Consider the following 19,555-nt stretch of genomic DNA (forward strand, 5'->3'; position numbering starts at 1 on the left):
TCCGGCGACCGTCGCGGCGGTGCCGGGCTGCGGGCACCGCCGCGGAGCCCGGACCCGTACCGGCTGCCTGGGCACGCGCATCACTCCTTCGGCTGGGGAACCGCCCGCCGCGGGTCGGCGGAGCGGGTTGCTTCGTTGCGGTAAGAGGCCGGGACCGGGGCCCGGCTATCCCCGCCGCGTCAGGTTCGGGCGCGTGACAAAGCTCACGGGAGAGCCCGGGGAGTGGGGGCCGGCCGCCGTCGCCTCTTAGGGGGTGACAGTCGTGGACCGCGGCGGCCGGCACGCCGGGGCGAAAGGGGAAACCATGAGCACCATCAGGGAGTTGCTGGTCGAACTCACCGGCACCGTCGAGTACGCCGACCGGATCGGCGACGACGCCGACCTGGCCGCCAGCGGCATCGACTCCGGGGACCTGGTGCGTCTCGTCCTGCTGGTCGAGCAGCGGCTCGGCGTCGAGATCACCGCCGAGGACATGGAGGAACTGCGCACGATCGGCGACTACGAGCGTTTCGTGGCCGAGCGCACGGTCGCCGGCGCGAGCGGCGGTGTGTGATGTGGCTGACGCAACTGCTGGAGCGCAACCGCCAGTGCCGGCCCGGCCGGACCGCGCTGGTGGACGAGGAACGCAGCGTCACCTGGGCCGAACTGCATGACCGTACGTTGCGGCTCGCGCGCGGGCTGGCCGACTTGGGGATCCGGCGGGGCGACCGGGTGGCCGTGCTGTCCAAGGACCGGATCGAGGTCCTGGAGAGCTACTTCGCGCTGGCCCGGCTCGGCGCGCTGTTCGTGCCGTTGAACCACAGTCTGGCCGAGCCCGAGGTCGCCGGGATCGTCGAGCGCGTCGGCGCGGTGGCCGTCCTCGGTGAGTCCGAGCTGCTGGACCGGCACACCGGGCTGCCGTCCTCGGTGCGGATCCGGGTGGCCTTCGACAAGCCCGCCTTCGCGGCGCTGGGCACGCTCGCCGCCGAGCGGGAGCTGCCGGACGTCGCCGACACGGATCCGATCGCCGTGCTGCACACCTCGGCGACCACCGGGCAGGCCAAGGGGGTGACGGTCGACAGCGCGTCGTTCCGCGCCATCGCGCTGGGCTGGCTGGTGATGGCCCGCCCCACGGACGACATCGTCATGGTCAACTGCTGCCCGCTGTACCACGGCAGCATGGTCGTCTCCCTGACCTACCTGGCGGCCGGCGCGACGGTCGTGCTGATGCCCGGGTTCACCCCGCAGCGGGCGCTGTCCGCGGTGGAGGCGCACCGCGCCACCCACATGTGGCTGGTGCCGCAGATGCTGCGCTTCATGCTCCAGGCGAAGGCGTCCCTGCGCGCCGACCTGTCCTCCCTGCGGGAGGTGCTGTACGGGGCTGCCCCGATGCCGCTCGACGTCTACGCCGACGCGGTGGAACGGCTCGGGTGCGGCTTCCGGCAGGTGTACGGCATGACCGAGGTGGGCGGCCCGTTCGTCACGCTCGGTCCCGACGAGCACCCCGCGCCCGGGGACGTCACCGCCCGCATCCCGTGCGGGCGGGTCGTGCCGGGCATGTCCGCCCGCGCCGTGGACGAGACCGGCCGGGAGCTGCCGCCCGGCGAGATCGGCGAGATCGTGGTGCGCGGGCCGGGCGTCATGCAGGGCTACTGGAACGACCCGGAGGCCACCCGGGAGATCACCCGGGACGGCTGGATCAGGACGGGCGACCTCGGATTCATGGACGAGGGGGGCCGCATCAGTTTGGTGGACCGCACCAAGGACGTGATCATCCGGGCGGGCCAGAACGTCTACCCCTCGGAGATCGAGCGCGCCCTGATGACCCACCCGGCGGTCCGGGACGCGGCGGTCGTCGGAATGCCCGACGAGGACTACGGCGAGGTGCCGCTGGCGTACGTCGCCCTGGAGGCGGGCGCGGAGCCGGGCACGGCGGAGCTGCTCGCGCATGTCGCGGGGCTGCTGGCGCCGTACAAGCGGCCGCGGCGGGTCGAGTTCATCGAGCAGGTGCCGCGCAATCCCGCCGGGAAGATCATCAAGAAGCTGCTGCGGGCATGAGCGCGTGCGGCGGCGAACGGCGATGACCGGGAGCCCGATGCGACCCGGGTCGGCCACGACGTCTCCGTCGTGGCCGACCCGGGTCGCTGCCGTACGCGAATCCGCGCGGCCGGCCCGGACCGGTGCAGAACCCACGTGGACGGCCCCGGCCGGTCCGGGACCCGAGCCGACAGCCTCGGCCGCTGCAGAGCCCCCGGGGGCGAGCCAGGCCGATGTGAAGCCCTCGAGGGCGGCCCGGGCAGGTGCGGAAGCCGTGCGGCCGGCGCAGGCCGATGAGGAAGTCGTGTGGACGGCCGCTTCGTGGGTGCGGGGCGGTGTGGAGTCCGTGGGGACAGCACCGGGTGGTGGAGAGGCGCTGTCTGCGGCCGGTGGGGGCCTGGTGGCGCTCGGGCCGCTCCTGGCCGCTGCGGGGCTCGGGCTGGGTGTGGCTGCCGTGTCGGAGCCGGGTGCGGAACCGGCCGGGCCCGCCGAGGCGGCCGCCGCTGCGGCGATGCCGCAGCGGCGCCGTCTGGAGTTCCTGGCCGGCCGGCGGGCCGCCCGGCGGGCTCTGCGTGCGGTGGGGCTGGACTGCGGGGAGATTCCCCGGTCGGGGCGCCTGCCGGTGTTCCCGCCGGGCCGGACCGCGTCGATCTCGCACAGTACGGGCATCGCCGTCGCCGTGGCCGGTGCCCCCGGCCGGGACCTGCCGGTCGGCTGCGACCTGGAGCTGCGGCCCCTCCCCCGCGAAGCGGCCCGCCTGGTGCTGCGCGAGGACGAGGAGTCCCTGCTCGCCGACGCGGGGCTGCCGCTCGGTGCGAACGCGGCCTGGTCGGTGACGGAGGTGTTCTCCGCCAAGGAGGCGGCGTGGAAGGCCCTCACCGTGATGACGGGTGAGGGCCGGGAGGGTCCGGAGGGGAGTCTTCGGGAGTTGCGGGTCTCGCCCTGCGGGAACGGTCTGCGTGTGTGCCTGCGCGCCGATCCCGCCCACGCCGTGCGGGTGCGGGTCGTGCGCGTCGGTGCGGGAGCGTTCAGCTACGTCGCCGGCCGGGCCGGCACTCGCGGCTGAGCGGACGCCGCCCGTCCCCGGCGGGGGACGGACGGCGGGTCGGTTCAGCGCTCGGGCGTGCCGCCGTCCCGGTAGGAACGTCGTGCCGCGTCGGCCGCCTTGTCGGTCTTGGCGTCGTACTTGTTGCCGGTCCGCTCGTCGACCATGCGCTCGGCGCCCGAGACGCCCTTGTCGGCCTGGTCGGGGTGACCCTTGGCCATCTGCTTGGCCTTGTTCATCATGTCGCCCAGCTTGCCCACGGGGTACCTCCGGGAACGTGCGTGTCCGTCGTACCTCACCGCAGGTACCCCTCTGGCCGGGGGTGAATCACCCGCGGTCGCCGACCCTGGCGGCCATGTTGCCCGCCGGGTGGCGGTTGTCGTGGATCAGCTGGTGAGCGAGGCCGATCTCGTCGAAATCGAAGGTGTGGGACAGGCAGGGGTCGATGATTCCCTGGTCGATCAGCCGCGTCACCTCGCGCGCCTCGCGGGCCGTGGCGACGTGCGAGCCCTGCAGACGCTTCTGCCGCATCCACAGGAACCGCAGGTCGACGTCGCCGTTGTAGCCGGTGGTGCCGCCGCACAGGACGACCATGCCGCCGTTGTCACACAGGTACAGGGAGGTGGGGATGGTGTCGGTGCCGGAGTGCTCCAGCACGATGCGCGGGCTGCGGCGCTCTCCCAGTACCTCCCAGAAGGCCCGCCCGAAGGCCCGGGCCCCGGACAGCCAGCGGCCCATGGCCTCGTCGTCGGAGGTGTCCGGCAGCCGCCCCCAGTGGTCGAACTTCCGCCGGTCGACATAGCCCTCGGCGCCCAGCTTGAGGCAGAACTCGCCGCGTTCCTCGCTGGAGACGACCGCGACGGGGATGCCGCCGACGTGCCGGACCAGCTGGATGGCGATGCAGCCCAGCCCGCCGGCGCCGCCCCAGATCAGCACCGGGTCCCCCGGGCGCACCGTGTGCGGCGGCCAGCCGAACAACTGGCGGTAGGCGGTGGCGGCGGTCGCCATGTAGCAGGCGGCCTCCGCCCACGACAGCCGGGCGGGCTTGGGGTGGCACATGTAGTCGTCGACCACCGCGAACTGGGCGAAGGAGCCGTAGTTCTCCTCGTAGCCCCACACCCGCTGGCTGGTGGACCAGGTGGGGTCGCCGCCGAGGCGGATGTCCTCGGCCTTCTCGTCCCAGCGGTTGGCGAGGACGACCACCTCGTCCCCGAGCTTCACCCCGCGCACGTCCTCGCCGACCGCCCACACGATCCCGGACAGGTCGGAGCCGCCGATGTGGAAGTCCTCGGTCGCGCCCGCCTTCTGCCGCGCGGCGATCACGTCGAGCGGCGAGCCCAGCGCCGCCCAGACGTTGTTGTAGTTGATGCCGGCCGCCATCACCTTCACCAGGACCTGGCCGCGCCCCACGGGCGGGACGTCGACCACCTCGGTGCGGAAGGCGTCGACGGGCTGTCCGTAGCGCTCACGGCGGATGAGCGAGGCGTACATCTTCTTCGGGGCGGTGCCGATCTCGGGTGCGTCACCGAGTTCGTAGAGGTGCTGGGTCGCACGCACGCTGGTTCTCCTCAACGCGGGTTCAGGGGGAAGGGGAGGTGGAGGCCCGGTCGCCGAGGCCGCGCAGGGCCTTGGCGACCGCTTCGCCGATACGGGCGATCGGTTCGGGTTCGGTCATCTCGTAGTGGCCGCAGGGCACGTGGTGGTCGTGGAGGGTTCCGTCGACGTAGGGCCGCCAGCTGTCGGCCTTGCCCGGCAGCACCGCCAGGTCCGCCGGGAAGGCGGTGGGCTGCTCCTCGGCGGCGCTGAAGAACAGCACGTCGCCGCGGTAGACGCCCGGGGCGAACTGGGGCGCGATGCGCAGGTTGTTGCGCATGACGGCGGCGATGGCGGCGGCCTCGGCGCGGGTCACGGGGACGCTCGCCGGGTCGGCCGTGACCCGGGCGTCGATCCGGTCCAGGACGGTCTCCACGGGCGCCCCGTCGACCACGAGCCCGGCCACCCTGGACAGCAGGGCCGCGACCTGGCGTTCGGCCGCCTCGGGGTCGTGGGCGGTGCCGTGCGGCTGGGGGGCGTCGAGCATGGCGAGGAGTTCGACCTGCTCCCCGTCGCGCTGGAGGGCGCAGGCCATGGCGTGGGCGACGAATCCGCCGTAGGACCAGCCCAGCAGCCGGTAGGGGCCGTGGGGTTGCACCTGGCGTACCAGGTCGAGGTAGTGGGCGACCATGGAGGCGGCGTCCGGGGCGGGCGGCCGGGTGCCGTCGAGGCCGGCCGCCTGGATGCCGTGGACGGGCTGGTCGCCGCCGAGGTGGGGCAGCAGGCCGGTGTAGCGCCAGGCGATGCCCGCGCCGGGGTGGACGCAGAACAGGGGCGCGGCGGCGCCCTCGGCGCGCAGCGGCAGCAGGGGACCGAGCGCGGTGGTGGTGCTGTCCGGCGTCTCCTCGGCCGGCTGGTCGGCCGTGGCGAGGACCCCGGCCACGGTGGGTGCGGCCAGCAGGGTCGCCGCCGGGACGTCGAGGACACCGGCCTGACGCAGCCGGCCCGCCAGCAGCACGGCGCGCATCGAGTCGCCGCCGAGGTCGAAGAAGTTGTCGTGCAGCCCGATGCCGCCGATGCCGAGAATCTCCTCCCAGAGCCGGGCGACCTCGCGTTCGCGGTCCGTGCGGGGCGGTACGTGCTCGGTCGTCAGCCGGGGCCGTGGGGCGAGGCCGGGGTCCGCGGCGGCCGGGGCGTCGTCGGACGTGGCGGGGTCCGTCCGGGCGCCCGGTGCGTCGATCCAGTGGCGCCGGCGTTCGAAGGCGTACGGGGGCAGCGGCACCCGCCGGGGCGCGCCCGGCACGCGGGGCAGTGCGCTGTCCACGCCCGCGCTCCACAGCCGTCCCAGTGCCTCGGCGAGGACGAACCCGTCGGACGCCTCGGCCTTGGCGTGCCGCATGGTGGTCACCGTGACCGGTGCCTCGTCGGTGAGCCGTCCGGCGGCGAGCTTGGTCAGGGTGTCGCCGGGCCCGATCTCCACGAGGACGGGGCGCAGCCGGTCCCACAGGGCGGTGATGCCGTCGGCGAACTGGACGGTGTCGCGGGTGTGGTCGATCCAGTGCCGCACGGAGGCGGCCTGGGCGTCGGTGACCCAGGTGCCGGTGACGTTGGTGACGTACGGGATGCGCGGCGGGCGCAGGGTGACCTGGCGCAGGTGGGTCTCGTAGGCCGGCAGGACGGGGTCCAGGACGTGGGAGTGGGCCGCGACGGGGATGCGCAGGCGGCGGAACGGGACGCCGCGGCGGGTGAGTTCGGCCTCGAAGCGGGTGACGGCGTCGAGGTGGCCGGCGACGGTGCAGGCGCTGGGGCCGTTGACGGCGGCCAGGGACAGGTCGGCGTCGAGCAGGGGCCGGATCTCCTCGGCCGGGGCGGCGACGCCGACCGTGGCTCCGCCGGCGGAGCTGATGAGCCGGATGCGCTCGGTGACCAGGGGCAGCATGTCCGCCAGGTCGATGACACCGGCCAGGCAGGCGGCCGTGTACTCGCCGAGCGAGTGGCCGATCAGCGCGTCGGGACGCACGCCCGATTCCATGAGGGTGCGGGCCAGGGCGTACTCGGTGACGACGAGTCCGAGGAACGCGGAGAGGTCGTCGGGCCGTCGCTCCTCGAAGAGGGCGGTGCGCAGGTCGGTGCCGAGGACCGGCCGCAGGATGCGGGCGCACTCGTCGACGGTGTCGCGGTAGGCGGCGTGGTCGCGGTACAGGTCCTTGCCCATGCCGGGGTACTGGGTGCCGCCGCCGGGCAGCAGGAACGCCACCCGGACCGGGTCGCCGGACAGCGGCGCGGTGGCCGGGGCGGCGGAGCGCAGCGCGTCGAGGGCCTCGGCGCGGGAGGCGGCCGAGACGGTGAGCCGGTGGCGCAGCGCGGGCCGGTCGGTGCGCAGGGAGTGGGCCACGTCCTCCAGGCGCAGCTCCGGCCGGCGCTCCAGGTGCCGGGCGAGTGCCTCGGCCTGGCCGCGCAGGGCGCCGGCGGTGCGCGCCGACAGCGGCAGCACCACGCGGTGCTCCTCCTCGGGCGGGCGCGGCGCGGCGGGTGCGATGCGGGGTGCCTCCTCCAGGACGACGTGGGCGTTGGTGCCGCCGATGCCGAAGGCACTGACGGCGGCCCGGCGGGGGTGCTCCCCCTCGGGCCAGTCCTCCAGGACGGTGGGCACGCGGAAGGGGCTCGCGTCGAAGTCGATGAGCGGGTTGGGCCGGTCGAAGTGCAGGCTCGGCGGGATCTGCCGGTGTTCCAGGGCCAGGACGGCCTTGATGAGTCCGGCGATGCCGGCGGCGGCTCCGAGGTGGCCGATGTTGGTCTTGACCGAGCCGAGCGCGCAGAATCCGGTCCGGTCCGTGCTGTGCCGGAAGGCCTCCGTCAGGGCGGACACCTCGATCGGGTCGCCGAGTCTGGTGGCGGTGCCGTGCGCCTCGACCAGACCGATGGTGCCGGCGTCGACCTCCGCCTGGGCCTGTGCGGCGAGGACGACCTCGGTCTGTCCGGCGGCGCTGGGGGCGCTGAAGCCGACCTTGCGGCGGCCGTCGTTGTTGACGGCGCTGCCGCGGATGACGGCGCGGATGCGGTCGCCGTCGGCGAGGGCGTCCTCCAGCCGCTTGAGGACGACGGCTCCCACACCGTCGCCGGAGGAGGTGCCGGCGGCGTCCGCGGCGAAGGCCCGGCAGTGCCCGTCGGGTGAGAAGGGTCCGTCGGGCACGTGGCGGTAGCCCAGGACGGCGGAGGGGTTGAGGGAGACGGCGGCGGCGAGCGCGGTGTCGCAGCGGTGGTCGAGCAGGTCCTGGCAGGCGGTGTGCACGGCGACCAGCGCGGTGGAGCAGGCCGTCTGCAGGGACACGCTGGGCCCGGTGAGGCCGAGCTCGTAGGAGACGCGGGTGGCGAGGGTGCCGAGGGAGTTGGCCGTGGCCGCGTGGACGAGGGCCACCGAGCCGGGCTGCCCGGCGAAGCGGGGGTGGACGTGGGCCGGGTAGTACCGGCTGTCGCCCGCCCCCGCGTACACGCCGAACGCCTCTCCCGCCCGGTCGGTGCCGAGGCAGCCGGCGTCCTCCAGGGCGTGGTAGGCCGTCTCCAGCAGCAGTCGCTGCTGCGGGTCGACGACGGCGGCTTCGGCGGGGCTGTAGCCGAAGAAGCCGGAGTCGAAGCGGTCGATGCCCTCGACGACCGACGCCTTGCGGATCAGTGACGGGTCGTCGAGGTCGCGCGGGTCGCCGCCCGCGGCGAGGAACTCCTCGTCGGTGACGGACCGTACGGACTCCCGGCCGGCCGCGAGGTTGTCCCAGAAGGCGTCGAGGTCGTCGGCGCCGGGGAAGCGGCCCGCCATGCCGATGACGGCTACGGCGGGGAAGTCCTCGTCGTGGGGTGCGGTGGTGTCGTGCACGGCCTGTGCCTCGTCCTCTCCCGGTTCGTTCGTGTGCGGTGTGCCGTCGGCCCGGTCACGCATGGCCGCGGTCCTTGCCCTGACGGGCGGTGCGGCGGGCGCGGGCGGCGCGTTGCCGGCGGGCTTGTTCCCGGGCGCGGTCCAGGCCGTCGCCGGTGGCCGGCCGGGACGGCGCCTCGGTGTCCGGCACCGGGCCCGCGCCGGTGGCCGACAGGTGGCGGGCCAGGTCCCGGACGGTGGGGTGCGCGAACAGGTCGACCACCGACAGTTCGCTGTCGAAGGCCCGGTTCACGGCGGTCTGGGCGGTGACCAGGAGCAGGGAGTTGCCGCCCAGGTCGAAGAAGTTGTCGTCCGGGCCCACCCGGTCGCGGCCCAGGACGTCGCACCACACCTCGGCGAGCCGGCTCTCCAGCCGCCGCAGGCCGTCTTCCGTCCCCGGCTCGTCGGGGCGAGCGCTCGTGCCCGCCGAGCGCAGCGCCCACCCGTCGTCGGACAGGCCGGCCGCACGGGCGCTGCCGGTGACGGCGCGGTACAGGGCGCCGAGGTCGGTGCCGTCCTGCAGGCCGACCCGCGCGGCCAGGCGGCGGGTCTGGCGCGCCGGGGCCACGACGTGGCTGCGCACCCAGGGGGCGGTGCGGTCGGCGCCGACCAGCAGGTGCGGTTCGTCGAGGGTGCGGGCGAGGTCGAAGGAGCGCAGCGCGGCGGGAACGTCGAGCAGCCGGTAGCCCCGGGCCTCGGTGAGCGCGGTGAGACCGTAGCCGCGGCTCATGCCGCGTTCGCGCCACATGCTCCAGGCGAGCGACTGCGCGGGCAGGCCGAGGCCGCGGCGGTACCCGGCGAGGGCGTCCAGGTAGGCGTTGGCGGCGGCGTAGGCGGCGTTCATGGCGCCGCCGAAGAAGCCGTTGACCGAGGAGAAGGTGACGAAGGAGTGGACCGGGTGGTCGGCGGTGAGCCGGTGCAGGATCCACGCGCCGCGCACCTTCGCCTCCAGCGCCCGGCGCCAGGTGGGGGCGTCCAGTTCGCGGACGGGGCGCTCCACGAGCGTCCCGGCCAGGTGCAGCACCGACGTCAGGGGCACGCCCCACGCCTCGGTGGCGGCCTCGACCGCGGCGCGGACCCGGGCTTCGTCGGTGACGTCGGCGCGGGCGTAGCGGACCTCCCCGCGTTCGCGCAGCCGCGGCAGGGCGTGGGCCTCGTCCTCCGGGGTGCGCCCGAGGACGAGCAGCCGGGTGCCCGGGGTGCGCAGCAGGTGGGCGGCGATCTCGGTGCCGACGCCGCCGAGGCCTCCGGTGAGCAGGGTGAAGCCGTCGTGCGCGGGCGGCTCGGTGCGGGGCGGGCTGTCGGGCAGGGGGGCGAGGCGGCGTTCGTAGCGCAGTCCGTCCCGGTACGCCACGTCCGCGCCGTCCGCGGTGGCGGCCGCCTCGGCCGTCAGGAGGGCCAGCGGGTCGGTGCCGTCGCCCGGTGGCAGGTCGAGGTGCCGGGTCCGCAGCCAGCCGCATTCCTCGGCCAGCGACTTGAGCAGTGCTCCGGCCAGGGCGTGGGCCGGGGAGGGGTGGTCGCCGGCGCGGACGGCCTGGGCGCCTGCGGACACGTGGACCAGGTCCACGGGGCGCTGCCGGCCGGGCCGGGCGGTCAGGGCCCGGGCGAAGGCGAGCAGCCGCTCCGCACCCGTCGTGTCGTCCGGCGCCGCCGGGGGGCCTGCCCGAAGTCCGTCGAGGTGGAGGACGGCGTCGACGGGCCGCTGGTCCTGCTCCAGCCGGTCCAGCAGCGCGGCGTAGTCGGGCTCCTCGGCGGGCCGGACGCGGTAGTGCGCGGCGTCGATCCGGGTGTACGACGGTCCTTCGGAGACCACCGTGCACAGGCCCCCGGCGGAGCGCAGCGCGTCGGCGAGCCGTTGCGCGAGTGCGCCGGCCCGCGGGTCGGCGCCCGCGAGGACGAGGGTGTGCCGCCCGGACGTCGTGGGACGGGCAGCGGGGCGTTCCGCGCGCTGCCACACCGGGCGCAGGAACCAGTCGGGGACGGTGGCCGCGGTGCCCAGCAGCAGCTGGGTCCGGCGCACCTCGTCGTCGAAGTCGCCCGCCTCGAAGCTCTTGCGGAGCCTGGTGCGCTGGATCTTGCCGATCTCCGTCTTGGGGACGGCGTCCCGCGCCACGGGGATGAGGAAGGACGGGCTCACGCCGATCTCCCGGGTGACCTTGCCGGCGATCTCGCGCAGGGCGCGGGCCGGGTCGGCGGTGGCCTCCGGGGTGAGGTGCAGGAACAGGGCGAGTTCGTCGGTGGGTGAGGACGGGTCGGTGCGCACCGCGACCGCGGCGGTGAAACTCCGCTCCGCGTAGGGCAGTTCCTCGACGCACGCCTCGATCTCGTGGCTGTAGTGGTTCACCCCGTTGACGATGATGACGTCCTTGGCCCGGCCGGTGATGTAGAGCTCGCCGTCGCGCAGGAACGCCAGGTCGCCGGTGTCGAACCAGCCGTCGTCGGTGAACGCCTCGGCGTTGGCCGCGGGGTTGTCGTGGTAGCCGCCGGTCACCGAGGTGCCGCGGACCTGGAAGCGGCCCGCCTCGCCCTCGGTGAGGACCGTGCCCTGTTCGTCGACGATCCGCATGGCGAACCCCGGGTAGGGCCGGCCGCAGCTGACGAACGTCCCTTCGCCCGGCACGGGTTCGGCGGGCAGGACGGCGTCGGTGACCACGGAGCAGGTCTCGGACATGCCCCAGCCGGGGTGCATCACGTCCTGCGGCAGGCCGAAGGGCTCGAGCGTGTGCAGGAACGCGCGGGCGGCGGAGGCGACGACGACCTCACCGGCGTTCATGACCAGCCGCATCGGCGACAGGTCCCAGGCACGGCCGGTGAAGCGGTGGGCCTGTTCGGCGAGGAGCCCGAAGGCGAAGTTGGGCGCCCAGGTGACGGTGACCCGGTGCCGGTCGGCGAGGTCCATCCAGCGCAGCGGGTCCTGCAGGATCCAGGAGGTGGGGGCGTGGACCTGGCGACAGCCGAGGTACACGTCGCGCAGGTGGAACATCACCACGCCGGTGACGTGGTCGAGCGGGATCCAGTTGAGGGAGACGTCGTCGGCGCCGAGGTCGTTCATCTGCTCGGTGGCGGCCGAGCGGGTCAGCACGTTGCGGTGGGTGAGGCGCACCGCCTTGGGCAGGCCGGTGCTGCCGGACGTCATGAGCATCAGCAGGAGGTCGTCCGGTTCGGCGGGGTGCCAGTCGTGGTCCTCGGGCGCCTCGCGCAGGGCGTCGGCGGTGGTGATGCGCGGCCCGGGCCAGTCCTGCCGGGCAGCGACCGCGCGCAGACCGGCCTCGCGGCCGGCGGAGCACACGATCCAGGGTCGGCCGAGCATCCGCCAGATGCCCTCCAGTTTGGTGAGTGCCGCGGAGGGGGTGTCGTAGGAGGCGGGGACGGTCAGCGGGACGGCGACGAAACCGCCGAGGACGCAGCCCCACAGCGCGGCGAGGAAGTCCTCGGTGACGTCGCACTGGAGGATGACCTGGTCGCCGGGGCGCAGTCCGGCCCGGCGCAGTCCGGCCAGGACGCGGGAGGCCTCGGGGATGAGGGACGCGTAGGTGCGCCGGTGCTCGCTGCCGTCGGCGTGGACGTGGACGATGTCGCCCCGGTCCCGCGCGGCGGCGCGGCGCAGGGCCTCGGCCCAGCTCGGCACGGACGGCTCGGCGAGGGCGGGGCCTTCGCTGACGGCCGGAACGCCGGAGGCTTCCGCGGTGCGGGTGGCGGGGGCGGCTTCGGCGGAGCGGTCGGGCAGTCCGGTGTGGCGGCGGTCGAGTTCCTCCGGGGCGTTCTCGACCGACACGTCGACCGTGGTGACGCCGGGCAGCCGGGCGAGCCGCTCCCGCCAGGTCCGGGCCGCGGTCGCGTCGACGGCCGGCAGGGCGCGCAGTGCCGCGCCGTCCACGGTGCCGTCCTCGGCCCGGGGCAGGGCGTTGACCGCCGTGACGCGCACGGAGCCGTGGCCCGCGCGGTCCAGGAGCTCCTCGACGCGTTCCGCGGCGTCGGACCGCCCGGGCACCACGTACAGGCGCGACGGGGCGTCGCCACCGCCGGGCAGGGCGTGGGCGCCGCGGATGCCGGGCACGGACAGGGCCGCGTCCTTCAGGACGGCGGGATCGGCCTCGGCCGGGGCGGGGGTGCGCTCGGGAAGCGCGGGCAGGTCCCCGAGGCGGGTCCCGGGGTCGGCGCTCACCGTGCTCAGGACGTCGTGCAGCGCGCGGGCGAACGCCTCGGCGGTGCCGGCGTCGTAGAGATCGGTGGCGTACTCGACGTGCAGCGTCAGGCCGTCGGGGGCGCCCTCGGGGCCGTGGCGCTCCAGGACGTCCACGAAGAGGTCGAACTTGGCGGTGCCGGTGGCGGTGGGCCGCAACTCGGTGCGGGTGCCGTCGAGTTCGAGGACGGCCGGCCTGTTGTTCTGCAGGGCGAGCATCACCTGGAACAGGGGGTGGCGGCCGGGCGTGCGGGGCGGGTTGAGGTCCTCCACCAGCCGGTCGAAGGGCAGGTCCTGGTGGTCCAGGGCGGCCAGGTCGGCGGTACGCAGCCGGGCGAGGAGGTCCCGGAAGGCGGGGTCGCCGGAGGTGTCGGCGCGCAGCACCAGGGTGTTGGCGATCAGGCCGATCAGGGGGTCGAGGCCGGATTCGGTGCGGCCCGCCACGGGGGTGCCGAGGACGATGTCCTCGCCGGCGCCGCAGCGGGTGAGCAGGGCGCTGACGGCGGCGTGCAGCACCATGAACAGGCTGGCGCCCTCACGGTCGGCGAGGCGCAGCAGAGCACGGTGCAGGGCGGGGTCGACGGCGAGTTCGACGTGCGCGCCGCCGCCGCGCGGCGTGGTGGGCCGCGGCCGGTCGCCGGGCAGGGTGCACTCCTCGGGCAGGCCGTCCAGCACGGTACGCCAGTGGGCGGTGAGCCGTTCCAGCCGGCCGGGGCCGTCCGGTCCGGGGGCCAGCAGGGCGCGCTGCCACAGTGCGTAGTCGGCGTACTGCACCGTCGGCGGGGTCCAGTCGGGTGCCCGCCCCTGACGGCGGGACGCGTAGGCGGCGGACAGGTCGGCGGCGAAGGGGCCGAGCGACCAGCCGTCGGCGGCGGCGTGGTGCAGCACGAACAGCAGGACCCGCTCGGTGCCGGTGCCCAGCAGCCAGACCGCGAGGGGGCTTTCGGCGGTCAGGTCGAAGCGGCGCCGCAGCGCGGCGGTGACATGGGCGGCGGCCTCCGCGGCCGGGCAGTCGATCCGCCGCAGCACCGGGCGCAGCTCTCCCGGCGCCAGGATGCGCTGGTAGGGCACTCCGTCGTGCTCGGCGATCACCGTGCGCAGACTCTCGTGCCGGTCGGCCAGGTCGCCGAGGGCCGCGTCGAGCGCCTCGGCATCCAGCTCCGGCCCGACGGGGACGAGGAGCGGGATGTGGTAGGTGGCCGCGCCCTCGTCGAGCCGGTGCAGGAACCACATGCGTTCCTGCGCGAAGGACAGCGGCACCCGCTGGGGGTGCGCGGCGTCGCCGAGGACCGGCCGGGGTGGGGCATCGTGCGCCCGTACGGCGACCCGACGTGCGAGCGCCGCCGGGGTCGGCGTCTCGAACAGGGCGGTGATGGGGATCTCCGCGCCGGTCTCGTGCCGCAGACGGGCCAGCAGTCTGGTGGCGAGCAGGGAGTCGCCGCCCAGGTCGAAGAAGCCGGCGTCCACCCCCACGGAGTCCCGCGGCAGCTGCAGCACGTCCTCGAACAGGGCGCACACCAGGGTTTGTTCGGGTGTGGCGGGGCGGGTGCCGGACGCGGCGGCGGTGAAGTCGGGGTCGGGCAGGGCCTGGACGTCGAGCTTGCCGTTCGCGGTCAGCGGCAGGGTCTCCACCGGGACGCAGGCGGCGGGGACCATGTGCTCGGGCAGGTGGGCGGCGGCGTGGGCGCGCAGGTCGGCGGGGCTCACGGGTGCGTCGTCGCCGGAGGGGACGGTGTAGGCGACGAGGTGCAGGGCGCCGTTGCCGGCGTGGCGGGGCACGACGGCGGCACGGGTGACGCCGGGGTGGGCGGCGAGGACGGCCTCGATCTCGCCGGGTTCGACGCGGAAGCCGCGCAGCTGAATCTGGGCGTCGGCGCGGCCGACGTAGTCGAGAGCGCCGTCGGGGCGGCGCCGGGCCAGGTCGCCCGAGCGGTACATGCGGGTGCCGGGCGGGCCGTAGGGGTCGTCGAGGAAGCGTTCGGCGGTCAGCTCGGGGCGGTTCAGGTAGCCGGTGGCGACACCGGCGCCGGAGACGTACATCTCACCGGTCGCGCCGGGCGGCACCGGGCGTCCCGCGGCGTCCAGCAGGTGGACCCGGAGGTCGGCGAGCGGAGTGCCGATGACGCCGGCGCGGCGCGGATCGTCCAGGTCGGCCGCGGTGAGCCGGTGGTGGGTGACGTGCACGGTGGTCTCGGTGATGCCGTACATGTTCACCAGCGCCGGGCGGTCCAGGCCGTGCCGTTCGGTCCAGGGGCGCAGCCGCGCCGGGCGCAGGGCCTCCCCGCCGAAGATGACGTAGCGCAACGCCCCTGCGTCACCCCCGTGTTCCGCGTCGGCGTCGACGAGCTGCTCGAACGCGGACGGCGTCTGGTTGAGGACGGTGACGCCCTCCCGGTGCAGCAGGGCCAGGAACTCACGCGGTGAGCGGCTGACGGCGTAGGGCACGACGACGAGCCGGCCGCCGTGCAGCAGGGCGCCCCAGATCTCCCACACGGAGAAGTCGAAGGCGTAGGAGTGGAACAGCGTCCACACGTCGTCGGCACGGAAGTCGAAGTGCTCGGCCGCGGCGGCGAAGAGCCGTACGACGTTGGCGTGCGGCACGGGTACGCCCTTGGGGCGGCCGGTGGAGCCGGAGGTGTGGATGATGTAGGCAGTGTCGGACGGGCCGGCCGGGCCGTGCCGTTCGGCGTCGGTCAGGTCGGCACCGGAGCGGCGGGCGAGGTCCGCGGTCACCTGCGGGTCGTCCAGCAGCACGGCGGGGACGGCGTCGTGGGCGAGGTGGGCGTGGGCCTGCTCGGTGACCAGCACCACGGGGGCCGCGTCCTCGACGACCAGCCGCAGCCGCTCGGTCGGCTGGCCGGGGTCCAGGGGCAGGTAGGCGGCGCCGGTCTTGAGGACGGCCAGCAGGGCGGGCAGCAGCCGCAGGCCGCGTTCCAGGGCGAGCGCCACGACCCGGCCGGGCCCCGCGCCGTGCGCGGTCAGCAGCCGGGCGAGCCGGTTTGCCTCGGTGTTGAGCGCGGCGTACGTGAGCCGTTCGTGCCCGTGGCTGACGGCCGTGCGCTCGGGCCCGGCCGCCACCTGTGCCTCGAAAAGTTCCGTGAGGGTCCGCTCGGCCGGGAAGGTGCGGACGGGCGTGTCGCGCGGGTGTTCACCCGGCAGCAGGACGTCCAGGTCGCCCAGCGGCGTCACCGGTTCGGCCGCGGCCAGCCGGTGCAGCACCGCGAGGAACCTCTCGCGGTGCAGGGCGAGTTCGTCCTCCTCGTACAGGGCGGGATTGGCGTCGAAGGCCAGCCACAGGCCGCCGCCACGGGGTCCGGGACGCACCGAGATCTGGAAGTCGTCGACGGCTCCGCCGGACAGGTGGTGCCAGGTGGTGGGGTGTCCGCCGAAGACCGGGGACTCGTCGAACGGGACGATGTTGAGCACCGGTCCGTACAGCCGGCGCCCGGTGCCCAGCAGGCCCAGGTCGCGGCGGAGGAACTCGCCCCGGTAGCGCTGGTGGCGACGCAGGGCCTCGAGTTCACCGGCGACGGCTCGGACCAGCTCCGCGACGGGCGTGCCGGGGGTGGCTGCCACGCGCAGCGGGAGGACGTCGGAGGCGGTGCCCGGGGTGCGCAGGGCGGCGCTGCCGAGGCGGCTCATCGTGGCCAGCCCCAGCACCAGGTCTTCGGCGCCGGTCATCCGGTGCAGGTAGACGGCGGTCGCGGCGGTGAGCAGGTCGGTGCGCCGGACTCCGAGGCGGGCCGCCGCGGCGTCGAGCGCTTCGGTCTCGGCGGGCGTCAGTTCGGCGGTGCGGCGCAGGAAGGGCGCCGTGGGGGCCGCCGTGCGGGAGGTGAACCGGGCGGGCTCGGGCAGGTCGGCCAGGCGCCGCGCCCAGTGGTCGCGGTCCTGGGCGTGCCGCTCGGAGGCGAGGTAGGCCGCCTCCTCCTCCTGGAGCCGGCTCACCGGCGCGAAGGCGCTGGGCTCCGGTTCCCGCCCCTCGGCCAGGGCGTTGTGGGTGTCGGCCAGGCGGCGCCCGAGAAGCTTGTAGCTGTAGCCGTCCAGGAGCAGGTGATGTGCCCTCAGCAGCCAGAGGTGGCGGTCGGGCGCCAGGGTCAGCAGGGTGTGCGCGAAGAGGGGGTCCTTCTCCAGGTCGACGGGGGTCGCGAGGTCGGTGCGGACGTGTTCCCACGCGGCGGCCTCGGGGTCCCCGGCGCCGCTGACGTCGACCCGGTGGAGGGGCCAGTGGTCCGCGTCCGGTGCGGGGTGGCAGCGGGGGCCGTCGTCGGTGTCGGCGAAACGCAGGGCGAAGGTGTCGGCCTCGGCGACGACGCGCCGCAGCGCGGTCTCGAACAGGGCGGTGTCGAGGGGTCCGTGGATCTCCACGGCCTCCGCGGTGTTGTACGCGGCACTGTCCGGTGCGAGCCGCCCGGCGTACCAGAGGCCCTCCTGGGCTCCGGACAGCGGTCGACGTGCGTCCTCCTGGAGTGACATAGCGCAACCCTCACGTGGCAAGCCGTAGATGTCCCGGACGGCGAAGGCCCGGCCGGATCGGACGGGTGCGGCCACCCCCGTGCCGCCCGCGCGTGTGGCTGCGCGCCGGGCCGCCGGCCCACGGGGCGGGGAAGGGACCGCACACCGAGGCCAGGGGGATCACGTCACCTGACCCGGTTTCACGGCACAGCACGGTGCTGCACCGGCACCGGCGGGGTCAAGGTGAACCGGCTCCCGGGGCGCCGGTTCAGGGGTTTCCCTGAAGTTCGGGGTGCCGGGGAGTGTGCGCCGGGACGCAACTTCTAGGGAAATCACGCGACTTCACCGCGCGCCGGGTCCTCGGCTGGATTCGGCCGCGGTCGGCCGTGCACTCTCGAAAGGCCCCCGACCTCCCCGCGGACCGCCGCGGTGGCAGCTGTGTCCCGGGGCCGTGGATTTCCGGAACGAACGACGGAAAGAAGGCTGACGGCATGCACCGTGCGCTGTGTCCGGTCGAGACGCTCTACGTGGGCCAGAGAAGCAGGGCCGTGCTGTCCTGCACCCTGCGTGGACCGGTGGACCTCGCGGCGCTGTCCGCCGCGTTCGACGCCCTGACGGAGGCGAACCCGCCGCTGCGCTCCCGCATCGAACAGGACGGCGGCGGGCACGTGTTGCGCCTTCTCGGCGCGGACGAGCGGCCCCGGCTGATCACCCGGACCGGCGACGAGGAGGAGGCCTACGCGGCAGAGCTGAACAGGCCGCTGCCGGTCGGCGGCCCGCTGAGCCGTGCCGTGCTGGTCAGCGCGCCGGACGGCCGGAGCCACCTGTTCATGCTGGTGATCGACCACACCATCACCGACGGCCACAGCAGCATCGCGGCGCACAACGCGCTGTGGGACCGCTACCGGGCGCTGGTCGAAGGCACCACCGACGGCACTGCCGCTCCGGGACTCCCGCGCTGGCCCGAGCCCGTGAGCCGGCTGCTGCCTCCGGCCGACGAGGCCGACACGGCGAAGTACCTCGACGGCCGGCTGGAGGAGATGCGGCGCCACCCGGTCGAGCTGGTCCCGTACGATGCCGCGGGCGATGGGGGTGACGACCCGGACGGACACATCGAGGTCCGCCGGCTGACCCTGGACGCGGACCTCACCTCCCGGCTGCGCGGTACGGCACGCGCCTCGGGTGTCTCCGTGCACGCCCTGATCGCCGCGACGCTGCTGGCGGCGGCCCGGCGGCGCCTGGCCGGGGACGACGGGGCACGCACGCTCGGCTGCCTCTCCCCCGTCGACCTGCGTGCGCGGCTCACCCCGCCGGTGCCCGCCTCCGACCTGGTCCCCGCGGTCACCACCCATCTGCAGACCCTGGACGTGGCCGCGCGTTCCGAGCCGCTGGAGCTGGCCCGTGCCGTGCACACCCGGCTGGGCGACTTCCTGGCCCGCGGCGACCACTTCCACGAGATGCGCATCACGCCGGAGATCCCCCGCAATCCCGCGCTGCAACTGGCCACGGTGATCGCCACGAACATGGGGGTGGTCCCCGGCCCGCGGCTGCCGGACGGGCTGCGGGCGGCCGACGTGCGCCTCGTTCCGGCCCGCGAGCACTACTTCCCGCAGGCGGGACGCAGCCCCGTCATGGCGTGCGTGGTCTCCTTCGAGGGCCGGCTCTCCATCGAGTTCCCGCACTCCACCGCCTGTTACAGCCCGTCCTTCATGCGGGCGTTCCGCGACGACGTGCGCGCCGGGCTGCTGCGTTTCACGGACGCGGTGGAACCTGGTCTCGCCCACGCCGCCGGCTGAACACCGCCCGTTCGCCCTCCGACCCCCGCCCGCCCGGCTGTGTAAGGAACTTCCGTCCGCCATGACGACCGTCAGCGAACTGCCCTCCCCCCTGACACTGCTCCCCCGGGCCCAGGCCGGCGACGAGCACGCGATGAACCACCTGCTGACCGCCATCACGCCCTACGTTGCTCGCATCTGCAGGTCCATCACCCACGACGACGGTGCCGACGCCACGCAGGAGGCACTGCTCGCCGTCTACCGCGGCCTGGGTTCCCTGCGCGAACCGGCGGCGTTCTACGGCTGGGTGCGCTCGGTGACGGTCCGCGAGGCCATCCGCACCGCCAGGCGCTACGGCGCGGAGAGCTGCTGCTCCGAGGTGGACTCGCAGGAGGAGACCAACCCCCTGGACGCGGTGTACATCAGTGACGTGCTGGAGCGGCTGTCCCAGGCGCACCGGCAGGTCCTCACCCTGCGCGCCTACGGGCTGAACGAGGAGGAGATGGCCGAGGTGCTCGCGCTGCCCGTGGGCACCGTCCGCTCGCGTCTGTTCCGGGCCCGCCGCCGGTTCCAGGAGGCGTGGCAGCCCTCGGCGGCGTGACGCCGGCGCCCCACCCCCGGGGCGGGCCGGTACTCCGGCG

General features: G+C 74.8%; 9 protein-coding genes. 5 read left to right on the forward strand and 4 right to left on the reverse strand.

All coding sequences use genetic code 11. The features are described from left to right. Nucleotides 1-304 precede the first annotated feature (304 nt). The 3 genes from ACWH4W_RS22310 (at nt 305) to ACWH4W_RS22320 (ending at nt 3,082) form a co-directional block, all read left to right on the forward strand. Nucleotides 305-553 carry an acyl carrier protein gene (locus ACWH4W_RS22310; protein WP_290003626.1) on the forward strand — a complete coding sequence of 83 codons (249 nt, stop codon included), beginning with the start codon at nt 305-307 and terminating at the stop codon, nt 551-553. Continuing rightward, nucleotides 553-2,037 carry a class I adenylate-forming enzyme family protein gene (locus tag ACWH4W_RS22315; RefSeq protein WP_473077640.1) on the forward strand — a complete coding sequence of 495 codons (1,485 nt, stop codon included), beginning with the start codon at nt 553-555 and terminating at the stop codon, nt 2,035-2,037. Before ACWH4W_RS22310 ends, ACWH4W_RS22315 begins: the two co-directional genes overlap by 1 nt. A gap of 325 nt (nt 2,038-2,362) precedes the next feature. Next, nucleotides 2,363-3,082, forward strand: coding sequence for a 4'-phosphopantetheinyl transferase (locus ACWH4W_RS22320; protein ID WP_473077641.1), 720 nt, complete (start codon nt 2,363-2,365; stop codon nt 3,080-3,082). Between the two features lie 44 nt (nt 3,083-3,126). Here the strand turns inward: ACWH4W_RS22320 and ACWH4W_RS22325 are convergent, their stop codons facing one another. The 4 genes from ACWH4W_RS22325 to ACWH4W_RS22340 form a co-directional block, all read right to left on the reverse strand. After that, nucleotides 3,127-3,321: an antitoxin gene (locus tag ACWH4W_RS22325; protein ID WP_309063817.1), complete on the reverse strand. Its 195-nt coding sequence runs from the start codon at nt 3,319-3,321 to the stop codon at nt 3,127-3,129. 67 nt (nt 3,322-3,388) lie between these two features. Next, nucleotides 3,389-4,618 (reverse strand): crotonyl-CoA carboxylase/reductase, encoded by a 1,230-nt coding sequence (ccrA, locus tag ACWH4W_RS22330; RefSeq protein ID WP_473077642.1) that lies wholly within the window; start codon nt 4,616-4,618, stop codon nt 3,389-3,391. Between the two features lie 22 nt (nt 4,619-4,640). Then, the gene (locus ACWH4W_RS22335) at nt 4,641-8,528 is read right to left on the reverse strand and encodes a type I polyketide synthase (protein WP_473077643.1); all 3,888 of its coding nucleotides are present in this window, start codon (nt 8,526-8,528) and stop codon (nt 4,641-4,643) included. Next, nucleotides 8,521-17,160 (reverse strand): amino acid adenylation domain-containing protein, encoded by an 8,640-nt coding sequence (locus ACWH4W_RS22340; RefSeq protein ID WP_473077644.1) that lies wholly within the window; start codon nt 17,158-17,160, stop codon nt 8,521-8,523. The genes ACWH4W_RS22335 and ACWH4W_RS22340 overlap by 8 nt, the downstream gene beginning before the upstream one ends. 470 nt (nt 17,161-17,630) lie before the next feature. Here ACWH4W_RS22340 and ACWH4W_RS22345 point away from each other — a divergent pair, with 470 nt between their 5' ends. Next, on the forward strand, nt 17,631-18,935 hold the full coding sequence (locus ACWH4W_RS22345; protein ID WP_473077645.1) for a phthiocerol/phthiodiolone dimycocerosyl transferase family protein: 1,305 nt from the start codon (nt 17,631-17,633) through the stop codon (nt 18,933-18,935). 61 nt (nt 18,936-18,996) lie between these two features. Further along, a complete protein-coding gene (locus ACWH4W_RS22350; protein ID WP_190003486.1) occupies nt 18,997-19,515 on the forward strand; it encodes an RNA polymerase sigma factor in 519 nt (172 codons plus the stop codon). Nucleotides 19,516-19,555: the final 40 nt, after the last annotated feature.

Source organism: Streptomyces sp. DSM 120436 (assembly GCF_055778765.1).

Excerpts from the sequence above, each read along its gene's own strand:
- ACWH4W_RS22310 (WP_290003626.1), top strand. The coding sequence starts at position 305 with ATGAGCACCATCAGGGAGTTGCTGGTCGAACTCACCGGCACCGTCGAG.
- ACWH4W_RS22315 (WP_473077640.1), top strand. The coding sequence starts at position 553 with ATGTGGCTGACGCAACTGCTGGAGCGCAACCGCCAGTGCCGGCCCGGC.
- ACWH4W_RS22335 (WP_473077643.1), bottom strand. The coding sequence starts at position 8,528 with ATGCGTGACCGGGCCGACGGCACACCGCACACGAACGAACCGGGAGAG.
- ACWH4W_RS22340 (WP_473077644.1), bottom strand. The coding sequence starts at position 17,160 with ATGTCACTCCAGGAGGACGCACGTCGACCGCTGTCCGGAGCCCAGGAG.
- ACWH4W_RS22345 (WP_473077645.1), top strand. The coding sequence starts at position 17,631 with ATGCACCGTGCGCTGTGTCCGGTCGAGACGCTCTACGTGGGCCAGAGA.
- ACWH4W_RS22350 (WP_190003486.1), top strand. The coding sequence starts at position 18,997 with ATGACGACCGTCAGCGAACTGCCCTCCCCCCTGACACTGCTCCCCCGG.